The 17,635-nt window shown below is 59.5% G+C and carries 19 protein-coding genes; 12 read left to right on the top strand and 7 right to left on the bottom strand.

Going from position 1 to position 17,635, the window contains the following annotated elements:
- Positions 1–206: 206 nt before the first annotated feature.
- The 3 genes from uvrD (at position 207) to JFU11_RS15250 (ending at position 4,123) form a co-directional block, all read left to right on the top strand.
- Positions 207–2,390 carry a DNA helicase II gene (uvrD, locus tag JFU11_RS15260; RefSeq protein ID WP_038980532.1) on the top strand — a complete coding sequence of 728 codons (2,184 nt, stop codon included), beginning with the start codon at positions 207–209 and terminating at the stop codon, positions 2,388–2,390.
- Positions 2,391–2,703: 313 nt separating this feature from the next.
- Positions 2,704–3,579: a Tim44 domain-containing protein gene (locus JFU11_RS15255; protein ID WP_201061132.1), complete on the top strand. Its 876-nt coding sequence runs from the start codon at positions 2,704–2,706 to the stop codon at positions 3,577–3,579.
- Positions 3,580–3,715: 136 nt separating this feature from the next.
- Positions 3,716–4,123 carry an SMI1/KNR4 family protein gene (locus JFU11_RS15250; protein ID WP_008007803.1) on the top strand — a complete coding sequence of 136 codons (408 nt, stop codon included), beginning with the start codon at positions 3,716–3,718 and terminating at the stop codon, positions 4,121–4,123.
- Between the two features lie 156 nt (positions 4,124–4,279).
- Here JFU11_RS15250 and JFU11_RS15245 read toward each other — a convergent pair whose 3' ends face one another.
- A complete protein-coding gene (locus tag JFU11_RS15245; RefSeq protein WP_201061131.1) occupies positions 4,280–6,043 on the bottom strand; it encodes a cation:proton antiporter in 1,764 nt (587 codons plus the stop codon).
- 197 nt (positions 6,044–6,240) lie between these two features.
- Here JFU11_RS15245 and JFU11_RS15240 point away from each other — a divergent pair, with 197 nt between their 5' ends.
- Positions 6,241–6,723, top strand: coding sequence for an acyl-CoA thioesterase (locus JFU11_RS15240; protein WP_007896533.1), 483 nt, complete (start codon positions 6,241–6,243; stop codon positions 6,721–6,723).
- Positions 6,724–6,791: 68 nt separating this feature from the next.
- On the opposite strand, the gene pdxY is transcribed toward JFU11_RS15240, so the two are convergent.
- A complete protein-coding gene (gene pdxY / locus JFU11_RS15235) occupies positions 6,792–7,664 on the bottom strand; it encodes a pyridoxal kinase PdxY (protein WP_123357120.1) in 873 nt (290 codons plus the stop codon).
- 120 nt (positions 7,665–7,784) lie between these two features.
- On the opposite strand from pdxY, the gene JFU11_RS15230 reads away from it, so the two are divergent.
- Positions 7,785–8,198 (top strand): DUF3301 domain-containing protein, encoded by a 414-nt coding sequence (locus JFU11_RS15230; RefSeq protein ID WP_123720134.1) that lies wholly within the window; start codon positions 7,785–7,787, stop codon positions 8,196–8,198.
- A 117-nt stretch (positions 8,199–8,315) separates the two neighbouring features.
- On the opposite strand, the gene JFU11_RS15225 is transcribed toward JFU11_RS15230, so the two are convergent.
- A complete protein-coding gene (locus JFU11_RS15225; RefSeq protein WP_201061128.1) occupies positions 8,316–9,287 on the bottom strand; it encodes a CobW-like GTP-binding protein in 972 nt (323 codons plus the stop codon).
- Between the two features lie 27 nt (positions 9,288–9,314).
- On the opposite strand from JFU11_RS15225, the gene JFU11_RS15220 reads away from it, so the two are divergent.
- Positions 9,315–9,671, top strand: coding sequence for a hypothetical protein (locus JFU11_RS15220; protein ID WP_038980522.1), 357 nt, complete (start codon positions 9,315–9,317; stop codon positions 9,669–9,671).
- A 4-nt stretch (positions 9,672–9,675) separates the two neighbouring features.
- Here the strand turns inward: JFU11_RS15220 and JFU11_RS15215 are convergent, their stop codons facing one another.
- From JFU11_RS15215 to dksA, 3 genes are read right to left on the bottom strand one after another with little or no spacing between them, the layout of a single operon-like run.
- The gene (locus tag JFU11_RS15215) at positions 9,676–10,326 is read right to left on the bottom strand and encodes a DUF1826 domain-containing protein (protein ID WP_201061126.1); all 651 of its coding nucleotides are present in this window, start codon (positions 10,324–10,326) and stop codon (positions 9,676–9,678) included.
- On the bottom strand, positions 10,326–11,534 hold the full coding sequence (gene zigA / locus JFU11_RS15210) for a zinc metallochaperone GTPase ZigA (protein ID WP_201061124.1): 1,209 nt from the start codon (positions 11,532–11,534) through the stop codon (positions 10,326–10,328). Before zigA ends, JFU11_RS15215 begins: the two co-directional genes overlap by 1 nt.
- 28 nt (positions 11,535–11,562) lie before the next feature.
- A complete protein-coding gene (gene dksA, locus JFU11_RS15205; protein WP_123720130.1) occupies positions 11,563–11,967 on the bottom strand; it encodes an RNA polymerase-binding protein DksA in 405 nt (134 codons plus the stop codon).
- Positions 11,968–12,094: 127 nt separating this feature from the next.
- Here dksA and JFU11_RS15200 point away from each other — a divergent pair, with 127 nt between their 5' ends.
- Positions 12,095–12,472, top strand: a complete 378-nt coding sequence (locus JFU11_RS15200; RefSeq protein ID WP_201061122.1) for a hypothetical protein — start codon at positions 12,095–12,097, stop codon at positions 12,470–12,472.
- Here the strand turns inward: JFU11_RS15200 and JFU11_RS15195 are convergent.
- Positions 12,469–13,677: an N-acetylmuramoyl-L-alanine amidase gene (locus tag JFU11_RS15195; RefSeq protein ID WP_201061120.1), complete on the bottom strand. Its 1,209-nt coding sequence runs from the start codon at positions 13,675–13,677 to the stop codon at positions 12,469–12,471. The two genes, JFU11_RS15200 and JFU11_RS15195, sit on opposite strands and share 4 nt — an antisense overlap.
- Positions 13,678–13,763: 86 nt before the next feature.
- Between JFU11_RS15195 and folE2 the strand changes: the two genes are divergently transcribed.
- The 5 genes from folE2 to JFU11_RS15170 are packed head-to-tail and all read left to right on the top strand — an operon-like array spanning position 13,764 to position 17,635.
- Positions 13,764–14,660 carry a GTP cyclohydrolase FolE2 gene (gene folE2, locus JFU11_RS15190; RefSeq protein ID WP_201061118.1) on the top strand — a complete coding sequence of 299 codons (897 nt, stop codon included), beginning with the start codon at positions 13,764–13,766 and terminating at the stop codon, positions 14,658–14,660.
- The gene (locus JFU11_RS15185) at positions 14,657–15,325 is read left to right on the top strand and encodes an ATP-binding cassette domain-containing protein (RefSeq protein ID WP_123720126.1); all 669 of its coding nucleotides are present in this window, start codon (positions 14,657–14,659) and stop codon (positions 15,323–15,325) included. Before folE2 ends, JFU11_RS15185 begins: the two co-directional genes overlap by 4 nt.
- Entirely contained in the window at positions 15,325–16,191 is an 867-nt protein-coding gene (locus tag JFU11_RS15180) for a metal ABC transporter permease (protein WP_007896554.1), read from the top strand. Before JFU11_RS15185 ends, JFU11_RS15180 begins: the two co-directional genes overlap by 1 nt.
- Positions 16,192–16,202: 11 nt before the next feature.
- Complete coding sequence (locus JFU11_RS15175) at positions 16,203–17,078, top strand: metal ABC transporter substrate-binding protein (protein ID WP_123720125.1); 876 nt, start codon at positions 16,203–16,205, stop codon at positions 17,076–17,078.
- Entirely contained in the window at positions 17,075–17,635 is a 561-nt protein-coding gene (locus JFU11_RS15170) for a DapH/DapD/GlmU-related protein (RefSeq protein WP_123720124.1), read from the top strand. The genes JFU11_RS15175 and JFU11_RS15170 overlap by 4 nt, the downstream gene beginning before the upstream one ends.

Below are 17,635 nucleotides of genomic sequence, written 5' to 3'. Positions count from 1 at the left end.
AGCATACACAAGCAAATGCCCGGACCAAACAGCCCAAGGTCATAAAATAGACGAAAGTTTGAGCCGCCCACCTCGGCAAAAAAGCCGCCAGACGAGCTCCGCCAATGCTTGCAGCCGGTGACCGACCGGTCGTCATCGGTGCTTCTTTCATCGGCTAATGCAAAGCTCGGTTTGCCCGGTGTGACGGCGCACCCTAGAATGCCCCGATGCGCGATGATCTCTCCCTTCTGCTGAACTCCCTCAACGATGCCCAACGTCAGGCCGTAGCTGCCTCCGTGGGTCGTCAGTTGGTCCTGGCCGGTGCTGGCTCCGGTAAAACCCGAGTGCTGGTGCACCGTATCGCCTGGTTGATCCAGGTCGAAAACGCCTCGCCCCACTCCATTCTGTCGGTGACCTTCACCAACAAGGCCGCTGCCGAGATGCGTCATCGCATCGAGCAGCTGATGGGTATCAACCCGGCCGGCATGTGGGTCGGCACCTTCCACGGCCTGGCGCACCGCTTGCTGCGGGCGCACTGGCAGGAAGCCGGCCTGAGCCAGACCTTCCAGATTCTCGACAGTGACGACCAGCAACGGTTGGTCAAGCGGGTGATCCGCGAGCTGGGCCTGGACGAGCAACGCTGGCCGGTCCGACAGGCCCAGTGGTTCATCAACGGGCAGAAAGACGAAGGTCTGCGTCCGCAACATATTCAAGCCAGCGGCGATCTGTTCCTGGCGACCATGCGCAGCATTTATGAAGCCTATGAGGCTGCTTGCCTGCGCGCCGGCGTCATCGACTTCTCTGAACTGCTGCTGCGCGCCCTTGATCTGTGGCGCGATAACCCGGGACTGCTCGCCCATTATCAGAAGCGCTTCCGGCACATTCTGGTGGACGAGTTCCAGGACACCAACGCCGTGCAGTACGCCTGGTTGCGCCTGCTGGCCAAGGGTGGCGACAGCCTGATGGTGGTCGGCGACGACGATCAGTCGATCTATGGCTGGCGTGGCGCGAAAATCGAGAACATTTATCAGTATTCCGACGACTTCCCGGATGCCCAGATCATTCGTCTGGAGCAAAACTACCGCTCCACAGCCGGGATCCTCAAGGCCGCCAACGCCCTGATCGCCAACAACACCGGGCGCATGGGCAAAGAGTTGTGGACCGATGGCGGCGAAGGCGAAGCAATCAATCTGTACGCCGCCTTCAACGAGCACGACGAAGCACGCTACGTGGTTGAAACCATTGAAAGTGCGCTGAAAACCGGCTTGGCTCGTAGCGATATCGCGATTTTGTACCGCTCCAACGCCCAATCGCGCGTTTTGGAAGAAGCCTTGCTGCGCGAACGCATTCCGTACCGCATTTATGGCGGTCAGCGCTTCTTCGAGCGGGCAGAAATCAAGAACGCCATGGCGTACCTGCGTTTGCTGGAAGGTCGTGGCAACGATGCGGCCCTGGAGCGGGTGATCAACGTTCCGGCCCGTGGCATTGGCGAAAAAACCGTCGAAGCCATCCGCGATCATGCACGCCACAGCCATGTGTCAATGTGGGAAGCCATGCGGCAGCTGGTGGCCAACAAAGGCCTGACCGGTCGCGCTGCCGGTGCTCTTGGGGCATTTATGGAGCTGATCGAGAACCTCGCCGCCAAATGCCTGGAAATGCCGTTGCATCTAATGACTCAGACAGTCATTGAGCAGTCGGGGCTGATTGCCTACCACCAGGCGGAAAAAGGCGAGAAAGGCCAGGCCCGGGTAGAAAACCTTGAGGAACTGGTCAGCGCCGCGCGTAACTTCGAAAACCCGGAAGAGGATGAAGAGCAGTCGCCATTGGCGGCGTTCCTCGGTCACGCCTCGCTGGAGGCCGGAGATACCCAGGCCGACGAACACGAAGACAGCATTCAGTTGATGACCCTGCACAGCGCCAAGGGCCTGGAATTCCCTTACGTGTTCCTGGTGGGCATGGAAGAAGGCCTGTTTCCGCACAAGATGAGCCTGGAAGAACCCGGCCGTCTTGAAGAGGAACGCCGCCTGGCCTACGTCGGTATCACCCGGGCGATGCAGAATCTGGTGCTGACTTATGCTGAAACCCGACGCCTGTACGGTAGCGAGACCTACAACAAGGTGTCGCGTTTCGTACGTGAAGTGCCGAAAGGCCTGATCCAGGAAGTGCGGCTGTCCAACAGCGTCAGCCGTCCGTTCGGCGGTGGCCAGCAGCAGAGCTCCAGCAGCCTGTTCGGCGGCAGCGAGATCCCGGACACCGGGTTCAGCCTCGGCCAGACTGTGCGGCATTCGGTGTTCGGCGATGGTGTGATCCTGAATTTCGAAGGTGCCGGCGCTCAGGCGCGGGTACAGGTGAACTTCAGCGAGGGCAGCAAGTGGTTGATGCTGGGTTACGCCAAGCTGGAAGCCGTTTAAAGGCGACCGTCAGGGCGCATTTCTGTGGGAGCGAGCCTGCTCGCGATGAACGATGACGCGGTGTTTCTGTTGTTCCGCGGTGCGACTATCGCGAGCAGGCTCGCTCCCACAGTTTGATCGCGTAGTGGCGCTGGTCGCTTTTCCTACAGAACTCATACACTCGTCCTACAGACCAAAGTTAACAGGCCTTATTGCGCTGACTGAAGCTGAACACAACCTGTCAGGCAAAAGCCCGAAACACTCTGCCGCTAGCCAGTAACACTTCAGCTGTGCAACATGGCGCGCGTGCCTTCCACAAATGGGAATTCCCTTTATGAAACGTTTTCTTAGCATCGCCATGGCGTTGTGCATTGGCCTGACGATGAGCCTCGACGCCAATGCCGCCAAGCGCTTTGGTGGCGGCAAGAGCTCCGGCGCTGCGCCGACTCACCAGACCAGCCAAATGGCTCCTTCTTCTGCTGCAGGCGGCGCTGCTGCCACTGCGGGCGCGGCCGGTGCTGCTGGCGCCGCTACCAAGGCCAGCGGTGCTTCGCGCTGGCTCGGCCCTCTGGCCGGTATCGCTGCCGGTGGCCTGCTGGCCTCCATGTTCATGGGCGACGGCTTCCAGGGCATGCAGATCTTCGACATCCTGATCATGGCGGTCATCGCCTTCCTGGTCTTCCGTTTCATCGCCGCTCGTCGTCGCAAGCAGCAGGAGCACATGGCTCCAGCCGGCGCGCCGATGCAGCGTGAAGTGTTCGAACAGAAACCAACAGCCATGGGTTCGATCTTCGGCGGTTCGGCTGCACCTGCTGCCGCTCGTCCGGTGATCAACGCGCCAGCCTGGTTCAATGAACACAACTTCATTGAAGCGGCCCGCAACCACTTCCAGTCCCTGCAGCAACATTGGGACGCCAACGAAATGGACAAGATCGCCGAGTTCGTGACTCCGCAACTGCTGGAGTTCCTCAAGCGCGAACGTGCTGACCTGGGCGACGGCTTCCAGTCGACCTACATCGATAACCTCCAGGTACAACTGGACGGCGTTGATGACCGTGCGGACAAGACCATCGCCACCCTGACCTTCAGCGGCGTGTCGAAGTCCTCGCGTTTCGACCAGGGCGAAGTGTTCAGCGAAAGCTGGAACATGGAACGTCCACAGGGCGAAAACCAGCCTTGGCTGGTGGCCGGTATCCGCCAGAACGGCTGATCACTTCCCGCGTTTCACCTGTTGTAATAAAACCCCGGCCTCGGCCGGGGTTTTCTATTTCGCGGTTGCATCTATAGCGAGCTACTGTATAAACCGCCCCAACTAAACCGCGCCATCAAGCAAGAGGATCCCGGACGTGGAAGAAATCATCGAACAACTGCGTGAAGCCAACGAACCGGTACCGGTCCCCTTGGAATTGCCTGACGAAGATCAGATTGTGGAAATCGAAGAGCAACTGTTCATCGACATCCCGTTCGTCTTCAGAGAATTTTTGCTGACCGTCAGCGACGTGGTTTACGGCAGCCTGGAGCCGGTGACCGTCACCGATCCGCAGTCCCACACCTACCTGCCAGACGTTGCCGCCAACGCCTGGGACGCTGGCGTTGATCGCAGCATGATTCCGATCTGCCAGGACGGTGACAATTACTACCTGGTCGAAGAAGACGGCACCGTGGTGCTGTGGCTGGCCGAAGAAGAGCTTATTGCCGAAGAAACCTGGGAATCGGTCTGGCACTGGGCGCGAGACGTCTGGCTGGAAAGCTGATTGAGCTCGACTTGTAGCCTGTAGCAGCTGGCGCAGCCTGCGTTCGGCTGCGAAGCAGTCGTAGACCCTGCGACTCGGTAACCCTGAAACTCCTCATTGCCTGACTTGCGGCTGCTGCGCAGTCGAACGCAGCCTTCGGCAGCTGCTACAGAGGTCTCAGTGGCTTGAGGAGTCCTTGTGATTGTCCAGCGTTTCCAGCAAGGCCACCTGCATCCGCGTATGCACGCGAATGAACCAGCGCCAAAGCAGCGCCGCCACCGCGGCCGCGACTATGACGATCAGCACCAGCAACTTGTTGGTCGGCAGAATACTGGCCGACAAGACTGCCAGCAGCAGGAAGATCACTAACAGCGAGAGTATCGGGATCACTTCGGCGATCACCCGACGCACTCGCTGTGTGTGGCGGCCGGCCATTTCCGGCTTCACACCCATCTCTGCCAGCAACATCGACAGCGCCTTGAGCTTGCGATAAGCGGCGATCAGGAATGGCAGTGACAACAGCAACGCCCCACCCCAGATCAACGCTTTCTGCCAGCTCGGATCGCTGATCCAGTCCTGTAGGTAAACGGACATGCGCTCGGCGAAGAACGCGCCCGAGAGAAAGATCGCAATCACCAACGCCAGATTGACCCCAACCTGCAACAGAATCCGCCGAATCATCGACGCCAACAGTGCGCCCTCACCCTGAGGCTGAATGCTGCGCAGCCATTCGCCATACATCCCCAGCACACGGCTCAGACGTTGCGGCATCACCGCAGCAAGCTTGATCGACAGCGGATCAGCCGCGCGAATCAGATACGGCGTCAACAGCGTGGTGATCACCGAGACGGCCACCGCCACCGGGTAGAGAAAGTTGCTGGTGACCTGCAGCGTCATGCCCAACGCCGCGATGATGAAAGAGAATTCGCCAATCTGTGAAAGCCCCATCCCCACGCGCAGTGAGGTGCGTCCGTCATTGCCGGCGATAAAGGCACCGAGGCCGCAGGACAACATCTTTCCCAGCACCACAGCCACGGTGATCACCGCGATCGGCCAGGCGTATTGCAGCAGGATCATCGGGTCGAGCATCAGGCCGATGGCGACGAAGAAAATCGCACTGAACAGGTCGCGAACCGGCTCGATCAACTGCTCGATCTTCAGCAGTTGCCGCGATTCAGCCATGATCGCGCCGATCAGGAACGCGCCGAGGACCATGCTGTATTCAAGCTTGACCACCAGCAGGCAGAAACCAAAACACAGGCCCAGTACAGTGATGAGCAGCATCTCGTTGCTTTCAAATTTGGCCACATAGGCCAGCAGTCGGGGCACCAGCAGAATGCCTATAACCAGTGCGACAATCATGAACAGTGAAAGCTTGCCGACCGTGGAAAACACTTCGCCGGAACTGACGGTGCCGCTGACCGCGATGCTCGACAGCAACGCGATGATGCCGATACCGAGGATGTCTTCGACGATCAACACGCCGAAGATCAGCTGGGCAAAACGCTCGTTCTTCATCTTCAGATCATTGAGCGCCTTGACGATGATGGTGGTCGAGGAAATCGCCAGGATCGCGCCAAGGAACAGCGAGTCCATGGTATTCCAGTCGAACCAGCGGCCGATTTCATAGCCGATCCAGATCATCAGGACGATTTCCAGGAACGCGGCGATGAACGCTGTGGCGCCAACCTTGAACAGCTTGCGCAGGCTGAACTCCAGGCCCAGGCAGAACATCAGGAAAATCACCCCGAGTTCGGCGAGGGTCTTGATGGTTGCTTCGTCGTGGATCAGGCTGAACGGCGGCGTGTGCGGGCCGATAATGAAGCCGGCGACGATGTAGCCAAGTACCACCGGCTGTTTGAAACGATGAAAGAGCACGGTCACCACACCCGCGATCAACATGATCACTGCCAGATCCTGAATGAAGCTGATGGCATGCATGGCGTGTGGCTCCTTGGGGTGGGCTTTTGAAGGGTAACATCGCGACTTCCGACGGGAAGACGGTGCAATATATGGAAACAGATAGATTCGGGCGTGACGGCGGCCCCCCGCCCGGCGTCCCGATAACTGTTGGTTTGAAAAACCAAGCACCCGCAGAGGTGTAACCCCGAATCCTGCCTTGAACCCGTGAGTACGTTATGGAACCCGGAAACGCCCAGCTGTCGATGACGGTATTGATGACCCCCGACATGGCCAATTTCTCTGGCAATGTCCACGGCGGCACCCTGCTCAAATACCTCGATGAAGTGGCCTACGCCTGCGCCAGCCGCTATGCCGGCCGCTATGTGGTGACCCTGTCGGTGGATCAGGTGATCTTCCGCGAGCCGATTCACGTCGGTGAACTGGTGACTTTTCTGGCCTCGGTCAACTACACCGGTAACACCTCGATGGAGGTGGGCATCAAGGTCGTGACCGAGAACATCCGCGAGCGCTCGGTGCGCCACACCAACAGCTGCTTCTTCACCATGGTCGCGGTGGATGACCAGCGCAAACCGGCCGCAGTCCCGCCGCTGCAACCGCAGAACAGTGAAGACAAGCGTCGGTACATGCAGGCCCAGCAGCGTCGGCAGATTCGTCAGGAACTGGAAAAACGTTATCAGGACATCAAGGGCGACGCCTGAGCAGACAGTTATCCAGCGCTCTTCAGATCGCTATCGCGAGCAGGCTCGCGATTGGGACAACCACCCGATTACAGGCTGATCGCTGTCGCCTCAAACCGCACCCGCGGATGGGCAATCCGATCCTGCGCCCGCACCAGTTCCAGCTCATAGCTGGCGCAGGCCTGGGTTTCCAGCAGCACTTCATGCACCGCCGCCGCGGTGAATTCGAAGGCGCTCACCAGATTGTCACCCAGCAGCACGCGCGTCAGGAACAGCCCGGCAGTCAGGTCACCAACGCCGACCGGCTGACGCGGAAACGCCAGCAGCGGCCGACGCAGGTGCCAGCTGCCTTCGGCGGTCACCAGCAACATCTCGAAGCCATCCGCCAGTTTGCCGGGATAGTCCAGATGCTTGACCAGCACCGCCTTCGGACCGCGCGCCAGCAGCGCACGCGCCATGGCCAGGCAATCGAACAAAGACTGCGCCTTGCGCCCCGAGAAGCTGTTCAGCTCCAACTGATTCGGGCACATGAAGTCGGCCACCGCAGCCGCCTCTTCCAACAGAAAATCGCTGACCTCGGCTGGAACGGTGCAGCCCTTCTCCGGATGGCCCATCACCGGGTCGCAGAGGTATAGCGCTTTGGGATTGATCGATTTGATTCGTTCCACGCCCGCGAGAACCGCCCGTCCCTGGGCCGCGCTGCCGAGGTAGCCGGACAACACAGCATCGCAATTGCCCAGCTCACCGATCGCCGCGATGCCTTCCACCAATTCCGGAATCTGATGCGGGGCCAGCACTTCTCCGGCCCACTGGCCATATTGCGTGTGGTTGGAGAACTGCACGGTATTGAGCGGCCAGACGTTCACCCCGATCCGCTGCATCGGGAAAACCGCGGCGCTGTTGCCTGCGTGGCCGAACACCACGTGGGACTGGATGGCGAGCACATGGGGCGTACGTTTCACGCGGTGAGTTTTCCGTCAAACGATTGAAATTCGAGCCGCGCAGTATGCGACTAAACGCAGCCTGTACGACAGACCGGCGACGCAGTTAAGCTGGCACTATCTTGTTGGAGCACCCTGTTGATGCTGACCCTCGGAAATATCTTCGTGCTGATGCTGCTCGCCACCGGTGGCGCGTGGTTGTGGCACAACCACGGCTTGCGCGAACGTGCGCTGGAGCGGGTCATGCAGCATTGCGCCAAGCTGCGGATCGAGCTGCTGGACGGCAACGTAGCCTTGAAGAAGATCGCTTTCATTAAAGACGCCAACGGCCGTCGGCGCCTGGCCCGTGTGTATAACTTCGAATTCACCGTGACCGGCGAAACCCGCCACACCGGCACCATCACCCAGTTCGGCGCCCATAGCGCACAGATCGAGCTCGCGCCCTACCCGATGCCGTTCGACGACACACCGCCGGTGGTCGACATCACGAAGCCCAGAGCTGAGGTGATTGAACTGAGTCAGTGGCGGCAAGAACACACCAAATGGCGCCCGTGAGTCGGGTGTCAGTCTGTTAAAACCAATCGCGGGCAAGCCCGCTCCCACAGGTACAGTGTGAACCTTGTGGGAGCGGGCTTGCCCGCGATGAGGCATTCAAAAACTGCACAAAACTCGCTAATTCGCCTGAGTACGGCACTCCATCAATCCTTTCTGCAGCTCTACGACACTCTGCTGCTCGCTAAAAATCAGCTCGATACGCGAATCCCGAGACCATTCACTGGGTCGCCAATCCAACTCCGAGTTATCCAGCGCATTCGCCGACACCCACCCCTCGGCGCTGTGGATAACCAGCTTCGCCCGCCGCCATTCAAGGCGCTCAAGCCATTTCCCGATCAATACGGCATCGAATATCTGACTCGGATGCCACCGCCATCCAACGCTCCAGCCACCCTCCTGCACCTGACTCAAGCAAATCGGCAGCGTGGGGTCAGTCCAGATGGCTGGCATCTGCGCCAATCCCTTGGGCACGACAAAGTTATCCACACCCCCGACAGCCTGAGCCCCGAGCCCCGGTAACTCGCTCAACGGCAAGACGGCTTGCTGCGTCCAGTACAAAGGACGCATCGGCAACTGTGCGGCGATTCGCTGGCGATCACTGTCGTCGAGGCCTTCTGCCTTGTTCAGCAACAGCAATCCGGCACTGTCCAGCGCTTGCTGTTGCGCAGCAGGCAGCGGTTTTCCAGTCGCAAGCGCCTGGGCATCCAACACCAGCACGCACGGCTGTACGGCCAGGACGCCTTGCCACGGCGCCTCACTCAATTGCCTGAGCAACTGCGCTGGATGTCCCAGCCCGGAGGGTTCGATGAACAGTCGATCCGGTCGTGCCTTGCGCAGCAACCGCCCGAGGCCGATCTGAAACGGTGCACCATTGACGCAACACAAACAGCCCCCGGCCACTTCCCCCAGTGCGATACCATCGGCATCCTGGGTCAACAGCGCGGCATCCAGACCGATCTGGCCGAACTCGTTGATCAACACTGCCCAGCGCTCACCCTCGGGCCGTTGCGCCAGCAGGTGCTTGATCAGGCTGGTCTTGCCGGCACCTAGTGGGCCGGCAATGACGTGGGTGGGAATGTTCTGCAACATGGTCGAGGTTTTCTGAGGAGGTAAAGAATGCGGTTGATGGGATGGTCGTTGCTTCTGGCGCTCACATCGGGCGAAGCGCTGGCTCAGGCCTGCGTGGTGCACAGCACGGCTGAGCGGCTCGACGTAAAGGTTTGCCAGCAAAACCGCAGCATCCCGGAAAAACTGTTCGCCGATGGTTTCTGCCAGCCGAATTTGCCCGGGCAGAAAGTCGAGGTGCAGTACGTCGACCAATGCCCCACCGGCGCGTTCGGAGTGTGCAGCAACGCTCAAGTCGCCAATATGCCTTACCGGCAGGATATTCACTATTACGGCGTGGCCACCGATGCGGCGTATTTGAAGCCGTTTTGCGAAGCCCAGAGCCAGGGAACCTGGCTCAAGCCTTGAACCGCTAACTCAGCCAGTCGAGGGTCAGAATCAAACGACGCTCGCCCGGCGCCGGCTGCGGCGAGCGGTGGATCAAACCGAAGCCTTCGTTGCCGTGCCACTTCTCCCCTTTAAGCAACGCCACTTCGCCGCTGGTGATTTGTTGAATCAGCGAACCGTCCTGCGGTTCCGCCTCAGGTTTGCCTAATTGCCGGCGATCCATCGCCCCTTCTTTCAGCCATTGGCTGCCAATACCTGCGTAGGTGGTGATCAACCGCACCGGCACATGATCGACGTGGAAACGCGGGCACATGGCTTTGTCCAGAACCCGCAGACGCAGGCCGATACGCTGGGCGCCCAACAGGCAGGCGAAAGCGCTGACCAGCCAGGAAACATCGGCGATAAAGCCTTCGTAGCCTTCAAGGTCGCTGAAGCCTGAGGCTAAACCGTGGAGATTGGGTTCGGCGTCATCGCCGGGCATTTCCAGGGATATTGACTCGGCCAGCGGCTCGTTCAGGGACAACAACAAACGACCGAAATCGGCAATGTGCGCTGGGAGTTGGCGCTGCCAGAGTGCCAGGTTCACGCCGTCGTCCAGAATTCCCGTCAGCGCTTTTGGCGTATCACCTTGAACCTGGCGAATGACCGGTCGCAGCTTCAGACTGGGCGCCAACATCAAGCAGCCGCCTCTTCGTGCCAAGGACCAAACGGATCGGGCAGTAACTGCCAGCCCTCGACACCCAAGGCCATCTCAGCATCCGTCAGCAGGCAGTTATCGAGTTCGACGGTGAGTTGCGCGAAATCGACGTTCTGGCCGATAAACACCAGCTCCTGACGGCAATCACCGGTGGCGGCCGTCCAGTTTTCCATGATCCCGGCAGTGCATTCTTCATCTTGCGGCCACTGGTTTTTCGGCACGAAACGCCACCAGCGTCCGGCAAAACCGTGACGCATCAAGCCGCCGGCCTGGGACCAGCTGCCGGCATCCCTGTGTTTGCTGGCCAGCCAGAAAAAGCCTTTGGAACGCAGCAATTTGCCGTTCACCCACGGACGGTCGATGAAACTGAAGAAGCGCTGTGGATGAAACGGTCGCCGCGCCCGATATGCCGTGGAGGCGATACCGTATTCCTCGGTTTCCGGCACGTGTTCACCGCGCAATTCCTGCAACCATCCCGGCGCCTGAGCAGCCTTTTCGAAGTCGAAGCGACCAGTGTTGAGGATTTTCTTGAGCGGCACTTCGCCCATGACCATCGGAATGATTTCCGCCTGGGAATTTAGCCGTTCGAGGATCGCGATCAACTCCTGGCGCTCGCTACTGCTGATCAAATCGATTTTGCTGATCAGAATCACGTCGGCGAATTCGATCTGCTCGATCAACAGGTCGGTGATCGAGCGTTCGTCCTCCTCTCCCAGGGTTTCGCCACGGGAAGCGAGGCTTTCGGCGGCCTGATAGTCGAGCAGGAAGTTCATGCCGTCGACCACGGTGACCATGGTATCGAGCCGCGCGATGTCCGCCAGGCTCTGCCCTTCTTCATCGCGAAACGTGAAGGTTTCTGCCACGGGCAGAGGCTCGGAAATGCCCGTGGACTCGATCAACAGGTAATCGAAACGACCGTCCTTGGCGAGTTTGCTGACTTCTTCGAGCAAGTCTTCGCGCAAGGTGCAGCAAATGCAGCCGTTACTCATTTCCACGAGTTTTTCTTCGGCACGGTTCAGGCTGACATCGCGCTGAACTTCACTGCCATCGATATTGATCTCACTCATGTCATTGACGATCACTGCGACCCGCAAATTTTCGCGATTACGTAGTACGTAATTAAGAAGTGTACTTTTTCCGGCGCCGAGAAAGCCCGACAGGACGGTCACGGGGAGACGATTGGGCATCAGGTATTCCTCATCAGGATGTGGCCGGTCAAATCGCCCGTTGATGGCGTTCGCGCAGCTCTTCACGTTCTTTGGCTTCAATACACAGAGTGGCGGTGGGCCGCAGCAGCAGGCGTTTGAGGCCGATCGGCTCACCGGTTTCGCGACACCAGCCGTATTCGCCGCGAGCCAAGTGTTCGAGGGCTTCGTCGATCTTGTCCAGGAGCTTCTTTTCCCGCTCCAGCAGGCGCAGTTGCCACTGGCGCTGTTCTTCGGCGCTGCCGATATCGGCGGGATCGCTGTGGGGTTCCTGCTCGCGTAACGCGTCGAACTCGCCGGCAATGCGCTCCTGCAGCTCGCTGCGCTGTGCCAGCAATAGCTCGCGAAAGAAGCCTTGCTGGGCGTCGTTCATGTAATCGGCGGCGGGTTGAGCGAGGAGTTCTTGTTCAGTCATGGCGGTGGATCATCAGAGCGGGTGTATTTTTATGTTATAGTATAACAATACAAATAAGCCACTCCCCTCTTGCTCGCTGCGACAAAGGGCACGATGCTTGAGCCCGTCCGCCCCCTTGAGAAATGCCATGGGAAACGCCCTGAAATTCTCGCTATTGAGCCTTTCGTTGCTGATCGCGGTCGATGCCTGGGGACAAGTCTCGAGCCTGGCTAACTGCACCCGTAGCGCCAATCTGCTGGCCTGCGTAGATGCCGACGGCAATGCCTACAGCGTTAACACCGTCGGTAGCACGATCTATCTGCGCGGCTTCGAAGTGGCCGGCAAACGCCAATGGGCGCAAACCAATAACCGCTACGGGCAATTGACGTTCTTCACTGGCATCGCGTCCGATGGCGAAGCCTGGGTCGGCTACAACCGCCGGGTTGGCTGGACAACCATCAATCGGTTTTCCAGCTCCGGCGGCAGCAGCGGCAAGTTCACGTGCAGCCGGATGATCGGCTGCTAGGCCTGTGCATTTTTCTGTTCCTGTTGCCAGGCGATGTAGCTGTTCATCGGTGGGTTCTTCTGAAAATAGCGCTGCAACCCTTCGAACAAACCATCCGCCACCGCTTGCTGATGGCGGGCAGTCACCAGTCGTTGACTGTCGCGGGCGTTCGAGATGAAGCCGGTTTCCACCAGAATCGACGGCACATCCGGCGACTTCAACACGGCGAATCCTGCTTGCTCCACGCGCTTCTGATGCAGCGTAGTAATGCCTGCCAGGCTGCCAAGCACCGTACTGCCCAACTGCAAACTGGCGGCGATGGTGGCGTTCATCGACATGTCGAGAATCACCCCGGCGAGCATCGGGTCCTTGTCCTTGAGATTGAGCAGGCTGGTGGCGCCCAACAGGTCTGCACCATTCTCCCGTTGTGCCATGAAGCGCGCGGTGGCCGAAGTCGCGCCACCTTCGGACAAACAGTACACCGACGCACCTGAAGCGGTGAGACGCGGCGCCGCGTCCGCATGGACCGAGATGAACATGTCGGCATTGTGTTTGCGGGCAATCTCCACGCGCTTGCGCAGCGGGACGAAGAAGTCGTCATTGCGCACCAGTTTCACTTCGAAGCCCTTCTCACGTTTCAGCCGTTTGGCCAGCAGCTGGGCGATCGACAGCACCACGTCTTTTTCCCGCTCACCTTTGGCACCGACCGCGCCCGGATCTTTGCCGCCGTGACCAGGGTCGACCACCACGATGATGTCGCGCTTGGGGTGAGCCTTGTCGGTGACGGGTTCAGGTTTTTCCGACGGCACCGCCGCGATCTGTAGCGGCGCAGCGGTCTTCAGATCGAGTACCAATCGGTGCCCCTGCCCGTCCTGGGGCGGCAGCTGGAAACTGTTGAGCTGCACCGGGCCGCTGAGGTCGAGGACGATCCGCGTATCGCCCTGACCGAAATGTCCGGAGCGGATTGCGCGAATCACCGTGTTGCTGAGTGCCAACTGACTGAAGTCGCCACTGAGATTGGCGCCACTCAGATCGATGATCAGCCGCTCCGGAGCGCTCAGGGAAAACGTCTTGTATTGCACCGGCCCGCTCAGATCGAACACCAGTCGTAGCTTGTCGTCAGAACGCCACAGTCGTGCATTGCGAATTTGCGTGGCCGAAGCACCAAAGGGAAATGCGAAGGCCGCGCTGGCCAGAATCAGGTTGAGCAAGTGACGTCTGTGCATGGTGAAAGCTCGCTCACGAAAAAGGCATCGTCGATTTGATTGTTATAATATAACATGCCAAATCAACTCCCACGATGGACCTGCTCATGAATGCGCTGACTCTGCCGGATATCGCCGCGCAGGCCTCACGCCAAGCCCTGCCACTCGATTGGGTGGGCATGTGCGGCATTGCTCTTCCTGTTTTATTCGATGGCCAGCGACTGAGCGCAAAGGCCGACGCTGGCGTTAGCCTCGACGATGGAGAGGCGCGCGGCATCCATATGTCGCGGCTGTATCTGGCGCTGGAAAAGCTTGAGCAGGAAAACCTTTCGCCCGCGTTGTTGCGGCGAGTCTTGCAGAATTTTCTCGAAACCCATGAAGGACTTTCCCACAACGCTTACCTAAAAATTCACACCGAACTATTGCTCAAAAGACCCGCGCTCATCAGTCCGCTAGCCGGTTGGAAAACCTATCCGGTGAGCATCGAAGCCAGTTTGAAAAACGCGATGTTCCACGTGGAACTAAAAATCGACGTTCCTTATTCCTCAACCTGCCCGTGCTCAGCGGCACTTTCGCGGCAGCTGATTCAGCAGCAATTCGTTGATGACTTCGCCAATCGATCATTGCAACACTCCGACGTTCTGGCTTGGCTCGGTTCCACGAAAGGTATCGTCGCCACGCCGCATAGCCAACGCAGCAATGCGCAATTGCAGCTGCGTCTGGACGACTACCTGGATGACCTGCCGCTGATCGCCGCGATCAACGATGCGGAAGCAGCCCTCGGCACCGCAGTGCAAACCGCAGTGAAACGCGCCGACGAACAAGCCTTCGCTCTCGCCAACGGCCAGAACCTGATGTTCTGCGAAGACGCCGCCCGACGCTTGAATCTGGCCCTGAAACGCTCCCCGGGGATCTACGCCTTTCATGTGCGAGTCGTTCACGCCGAAAGTCTTCACGCTCACGACGCTGTCGCCGAAAGTCGCTGGAATTGGGAGGCCGCATGATCCAATGCCAAGCCTTGCGCTGGGGCGCTCCCGGTCAACCGCTCACTCCGTCAGTGGATTTCCAATTACCCAAAGGAAGTCTGACCGCCGTCATCGGTGCCAACGGTTCGGGTAAAAGCAGCCTGCTAAAAGTCATCGCCGGTCTGCAAAAGCCACTGACCGGAAAAGTCATCATTGATGCTCCAAGTAAAGGCGGCCTTTCGTTCCTGCCTCAGCAACAACACCTGGACCGGCAATTCCCCATCAGCCTGCAAGAGTTGGTGGCCGCAGGTTTCTGGGGCAGCAAGCAAACTCCGGAAATTCGCAGCCAGCGACTCAAGTCTGCGCTGGAAGACTGGTGCCTGACCGGCCTGGAACATCGCACATTGATGGCCCTCTCCGGGGGCGAATTGCAGCGCGCCCTGCTCGCCCGGTTGAGTCTCGCCGAAGCCCCCTTGTTGTTGCTCGACGAACCCCACGCCGCGCTCGACGAACTCGGCCAGGCGCTGCTCTGGAAACACATCCACGCGTGGCATGCCGAAGGTCGAACCCTGGTCGTGGTGTGTCATGACCTGGCCGCTGTGCGCCAACACATCCCACAAGCCCTATTGATCAAAAGCAGCGGCTGCGTCCTCGGCCCCAGTACAGATCTGATTCGCCAACAACCCCAGACGCAGGTGGCTTGATGATCGCCGCCGCTCAGCTTTGGCAACCGTTCCACGAATTCGTATTCATGCGCAGGGCGTTGCTTGGGGGGCTCGTTCTGGCGTGCAGCACCGCTCCGCTTGGGGTGTTTCTGATCCTGCGGCGCATGAGCCTGATCGGCGACGCGGTGGCTCACGGCATCTTGCCGGGCGCCGCATTGGGCTTCTGGTTCGCCGGGTTGAGTCTACCCGCGTTGACCATCGGTGGCCTCGGCGCTGGTCTGAGCATGGCCGGACTGGCCGCGTGGATCACTCGCCGCACTGGCCTGCGGGAAGACGCGAGCCTGGCCGCGATCTATCCGATATCGCTGGCCAGCGGCGTGCTGATCCTCGGTATCGCCGGCAAGCGGCTGGACCTGTTGCACCTGTTGTTTGGCTCGGCGCTCGCGGTCGACGGACCGACTTTGACCGGCATGATTTGGGTCTCAGGCTTCAGCCTGATCGCCATGGCCCTCATCTACAAACCCCTGTTGCTGGACACCCTCGACCCACTCTTTCTGCAAACCGTCAGCCGCCTCGGGCCACTTGCTCACGGAGTATTTCTGACCCTGGTGGTGCTGAACCTGGTGATCGGTTTCCAGGCCATCGGCGCCCTGATGGTGGTCGGTTTGATGATGTTGCCAGCCGCCGCTTCTCGCTTCTGGAGTCGTCGCTTGCCGGTACTGATGGTCATCGCCGCACTGCTCGGCTGCCTCTCGGTCTGGCTCGGATTGTTGCTGTCGTTTTACTACTCGCTGCCCAGCGGCCCGGCGATCGTGCTGGTGGCTGGCGCTTTGTATCTGCTGTCCGTGGTGTTCGGTCCGGTGCACGGTTTGCTGCGCCGCCCACCTTTGCTCACATCCCAATGAGGTGTTACCCGATGCGCGCTTTACTCGTGCTGTTCAGTTTGATGCTGTCGATGTCGCTGTCTGCCGCGGAAAAACTCCAGGTAGTCACCAGCTTCAGCATCCTCGCCGACATGACTCAACAGGTCGGCGGCGACCATATCCAGATCACCAACATGGTCGGGCCGGACGCCGATGCCCATACCTACGAGCCGACTCCGGACGATGCCAAGGCATTGCTCAAGGCCAGACTGATCATCAAGAACGGGCTAGGTTTCGAGCCATGGCTGGACCGTCTGGTGACCAGCACCGAGACCAAAGCTGCGGTCATCAGTGCCAGCCACGGTGTCATTCCACGCTCGCTGGATGAAGACGGCGAAACCATTCCCGACCCACACGCCTGGCACAACCTGGCGAACACCGAGTTGTACATCAGCAACATCACCAAAGCGCTGATCGCCGCCGACCCTGCGAACAAAGCCGACTACGAACACAACAGCCAGGCCTACCTGAAAAAGATCTACGCGTTGCTCGCCGAGGCCAAAGCCAAGCTCGGTTCGCTGCCGCCGGGTAATCGCAAAATCGTGACCTCCCATGACGCCTTCGGCTATCTCGGTCAGGCTTACGGCATCGACTTCATGGCGCCACAAGGTCTGTCCACCGAACGTGAACCATCGGCTGCCGAAGTCGCTGCGCTGATCACGCAGATCCGTCAGGCCAAGGTCAAAGCGGTGTTCATGGAAAACATCAAGGACGCACGCCTGCTCAAGCAAATCGCCGATGAAAGCGGCGCGCATATCGGCGGCACGCTGTACTCCGATGCCCTCGCGGCGACCGGCCCGGCCAGCACGTTCGCCGGACTGTTCGAATACAACCTCAACACCTTGTATGAGGCGTTGAGCAAGCCATGATCCGCAAGAATCCTTCCGGTGATCTGCCGTTGATTGCGGAGTCCGCGTACGTGGATAAAACCGCCATCATCTGCGGCAAAGTGGTGATCGGCGAGAACGTGTTCGTCGGTCCGTACGCGGTGATTCGCGCCGATGAAGTGGATGATTCAGGAGAGATGGAGCCAATCACCATCGGCGCCAACTCGAACATTCAGGACGGCGTGGTGATTCACTCCAAGTCCGGTGCAGCGGTGACCATCGGCGAGTTCAGCTCCATTGCTCACCGCTCCATCGTGCATGGCCCCTGCACCGTTGGTGACCGCGTGTTCATCGGGTTCAACAGCGTGCTGTTCAACTGCGCGGTGGGCGACGGTTGCGTGGTGCGGCACAACTCGGTGGTCGACGGTCGTGACTTGCCAGAAGACTTCTACGTGCCCTCCACCACGCGCATCGGCCCCAACACTGACCTGTCGCAGTTCCCACCGGTGAGCGTCAGCGCCTCGGAGTTTTCCGAGGACGTGGCGCGCACCAATGTCGATCTGGTGCGGGGCTACAAAGCCCTGCAAAACGAGTTCTGA

This window comes from Pseudomonas sp. TH37, from assembly GCF_016650735.1.
Taxonomy (GTDB): Bacteria; Pseudomonadota; Gammaproteobacteria; order Pseudomonadales; family Pseudomonadaceae; genus Aquipseudomonas; species Aquipseudomonas farris.
This window is presented reverse-complemented; position numbering and strand designations above follow the sequence as displayed.

Coding starts and splice junctions, on each gene's coding strand:
- uvrD (WP_038980532.1), top strand. CDS start 207: ATGCGCGATGATCTCTCCCTTCTGCTGAACTCCCTCAACGATGCCCAA.
- JFU11_RS15255 (WP_201061132.1), top strand. CDS start 2,704: ATGAAACGTTTTCTTAGCATCGCCATGGCGTTGTGCATTGGCCTGACG.
- JFU11_RS15245 (WP_201061131.1), bottom strand. CDS start 6,043: ATGCATGCCATCAGCTTCATTCAGGATCTGGCAGTGATCATGTTGATC.
- JFU11_RS15240 (WP_007896533.1), top strand. CDS start 6,241: ATGGAACCCGGAAACGCCCAGCTGTCGATGACGGTATTGATGACCCCC.
- JFU11_RS15230 (WP_123720134.1), top strand. CDS start 7,785: ATGCTGACCCTCGGAAATATCTTCGTGCTGATGCTGCTCGCCACCGGT.
- JFU11_RS15225 (WP_201061128.1), bottom strand. CDS start 9,287: ATGTTGCAGAACATTCCCACCCACGTCATTGCCGGCCCACTAGGTGCC.
- JFU11_RS15220 (WP_038980522.1), top strand. CDS start 9,315: ATGCGGTTGATGGGATGGTCGTTGCTTCTGGCGCTCACATCGGGCGAA.
- JFU11_RS15215 (WP_201061126.1), bottom strand. CDS start 10,326: ATGTTGGCGCCCAGTCTGAAGCTGCGACCGGTCATTCGCCAGGTTCAA.
- zigA (WP_201061124.1), bottom strand. CDS start 11,534: ATGCCCAATCGTCTCCCCGTGACCGTCCTGTCGGGCTTTCTCGGCGCC.
- dksA (WP_123720130.1), bottom strand. CDS start 11,967: ATGACTGAACAAGAACTCCTCGCTCAACCCGCCGCCGATTACATGAAC.
- JFU11_RS15200 (WP_201061122.1), top strand. CDS start 12,095: ATGGGAAACGCCCTGAAATTCTCGCTATTGAGCCTTTCGTTGCTGATC.
- JFU11_RS15195 (WP_201061120.1), bottom strand. CDS start 13,677: ATGCACAGACGTCACTTGCTCAACCTGATTCTGGCCAGCGCGGCCTTC.
- folE2 (WP_201061118.1), top strand. CDS start 13,764: ATGAATGCGCTGACTCTGCCGGATATCGCCGCGCAGGCCTCACGCCAA.
- JFU11_RS15185 (WP_123720126.1), top strand. CDS start 14,657: ATGATCCAATGCCAAGCCTTGCGCTGGGGCGCTCCCGGTCAACCGCTC.
- JFU11_RS15180 (WP_007896554.1), top strand. CDS start 15,325: ATGATCGCCGCCGCTCAGCTTTGGCAACCGTTCCACGAATTCGTATTC.
- JFU11_RS15175 (WP_123720125.1), top strand. CDS start 16,203: ATGCGCGCTTTACTCGTGCTGTTCAGTTTGATGCTGTCGATGTCGCTG.
- JFU11_RS15170 (WP_123720124.1), top strand. CDS start 17,075: ATGATCCGCAAGAATCCTTCCGGTGATCTGCCGTTGATTGCGGAGTCC.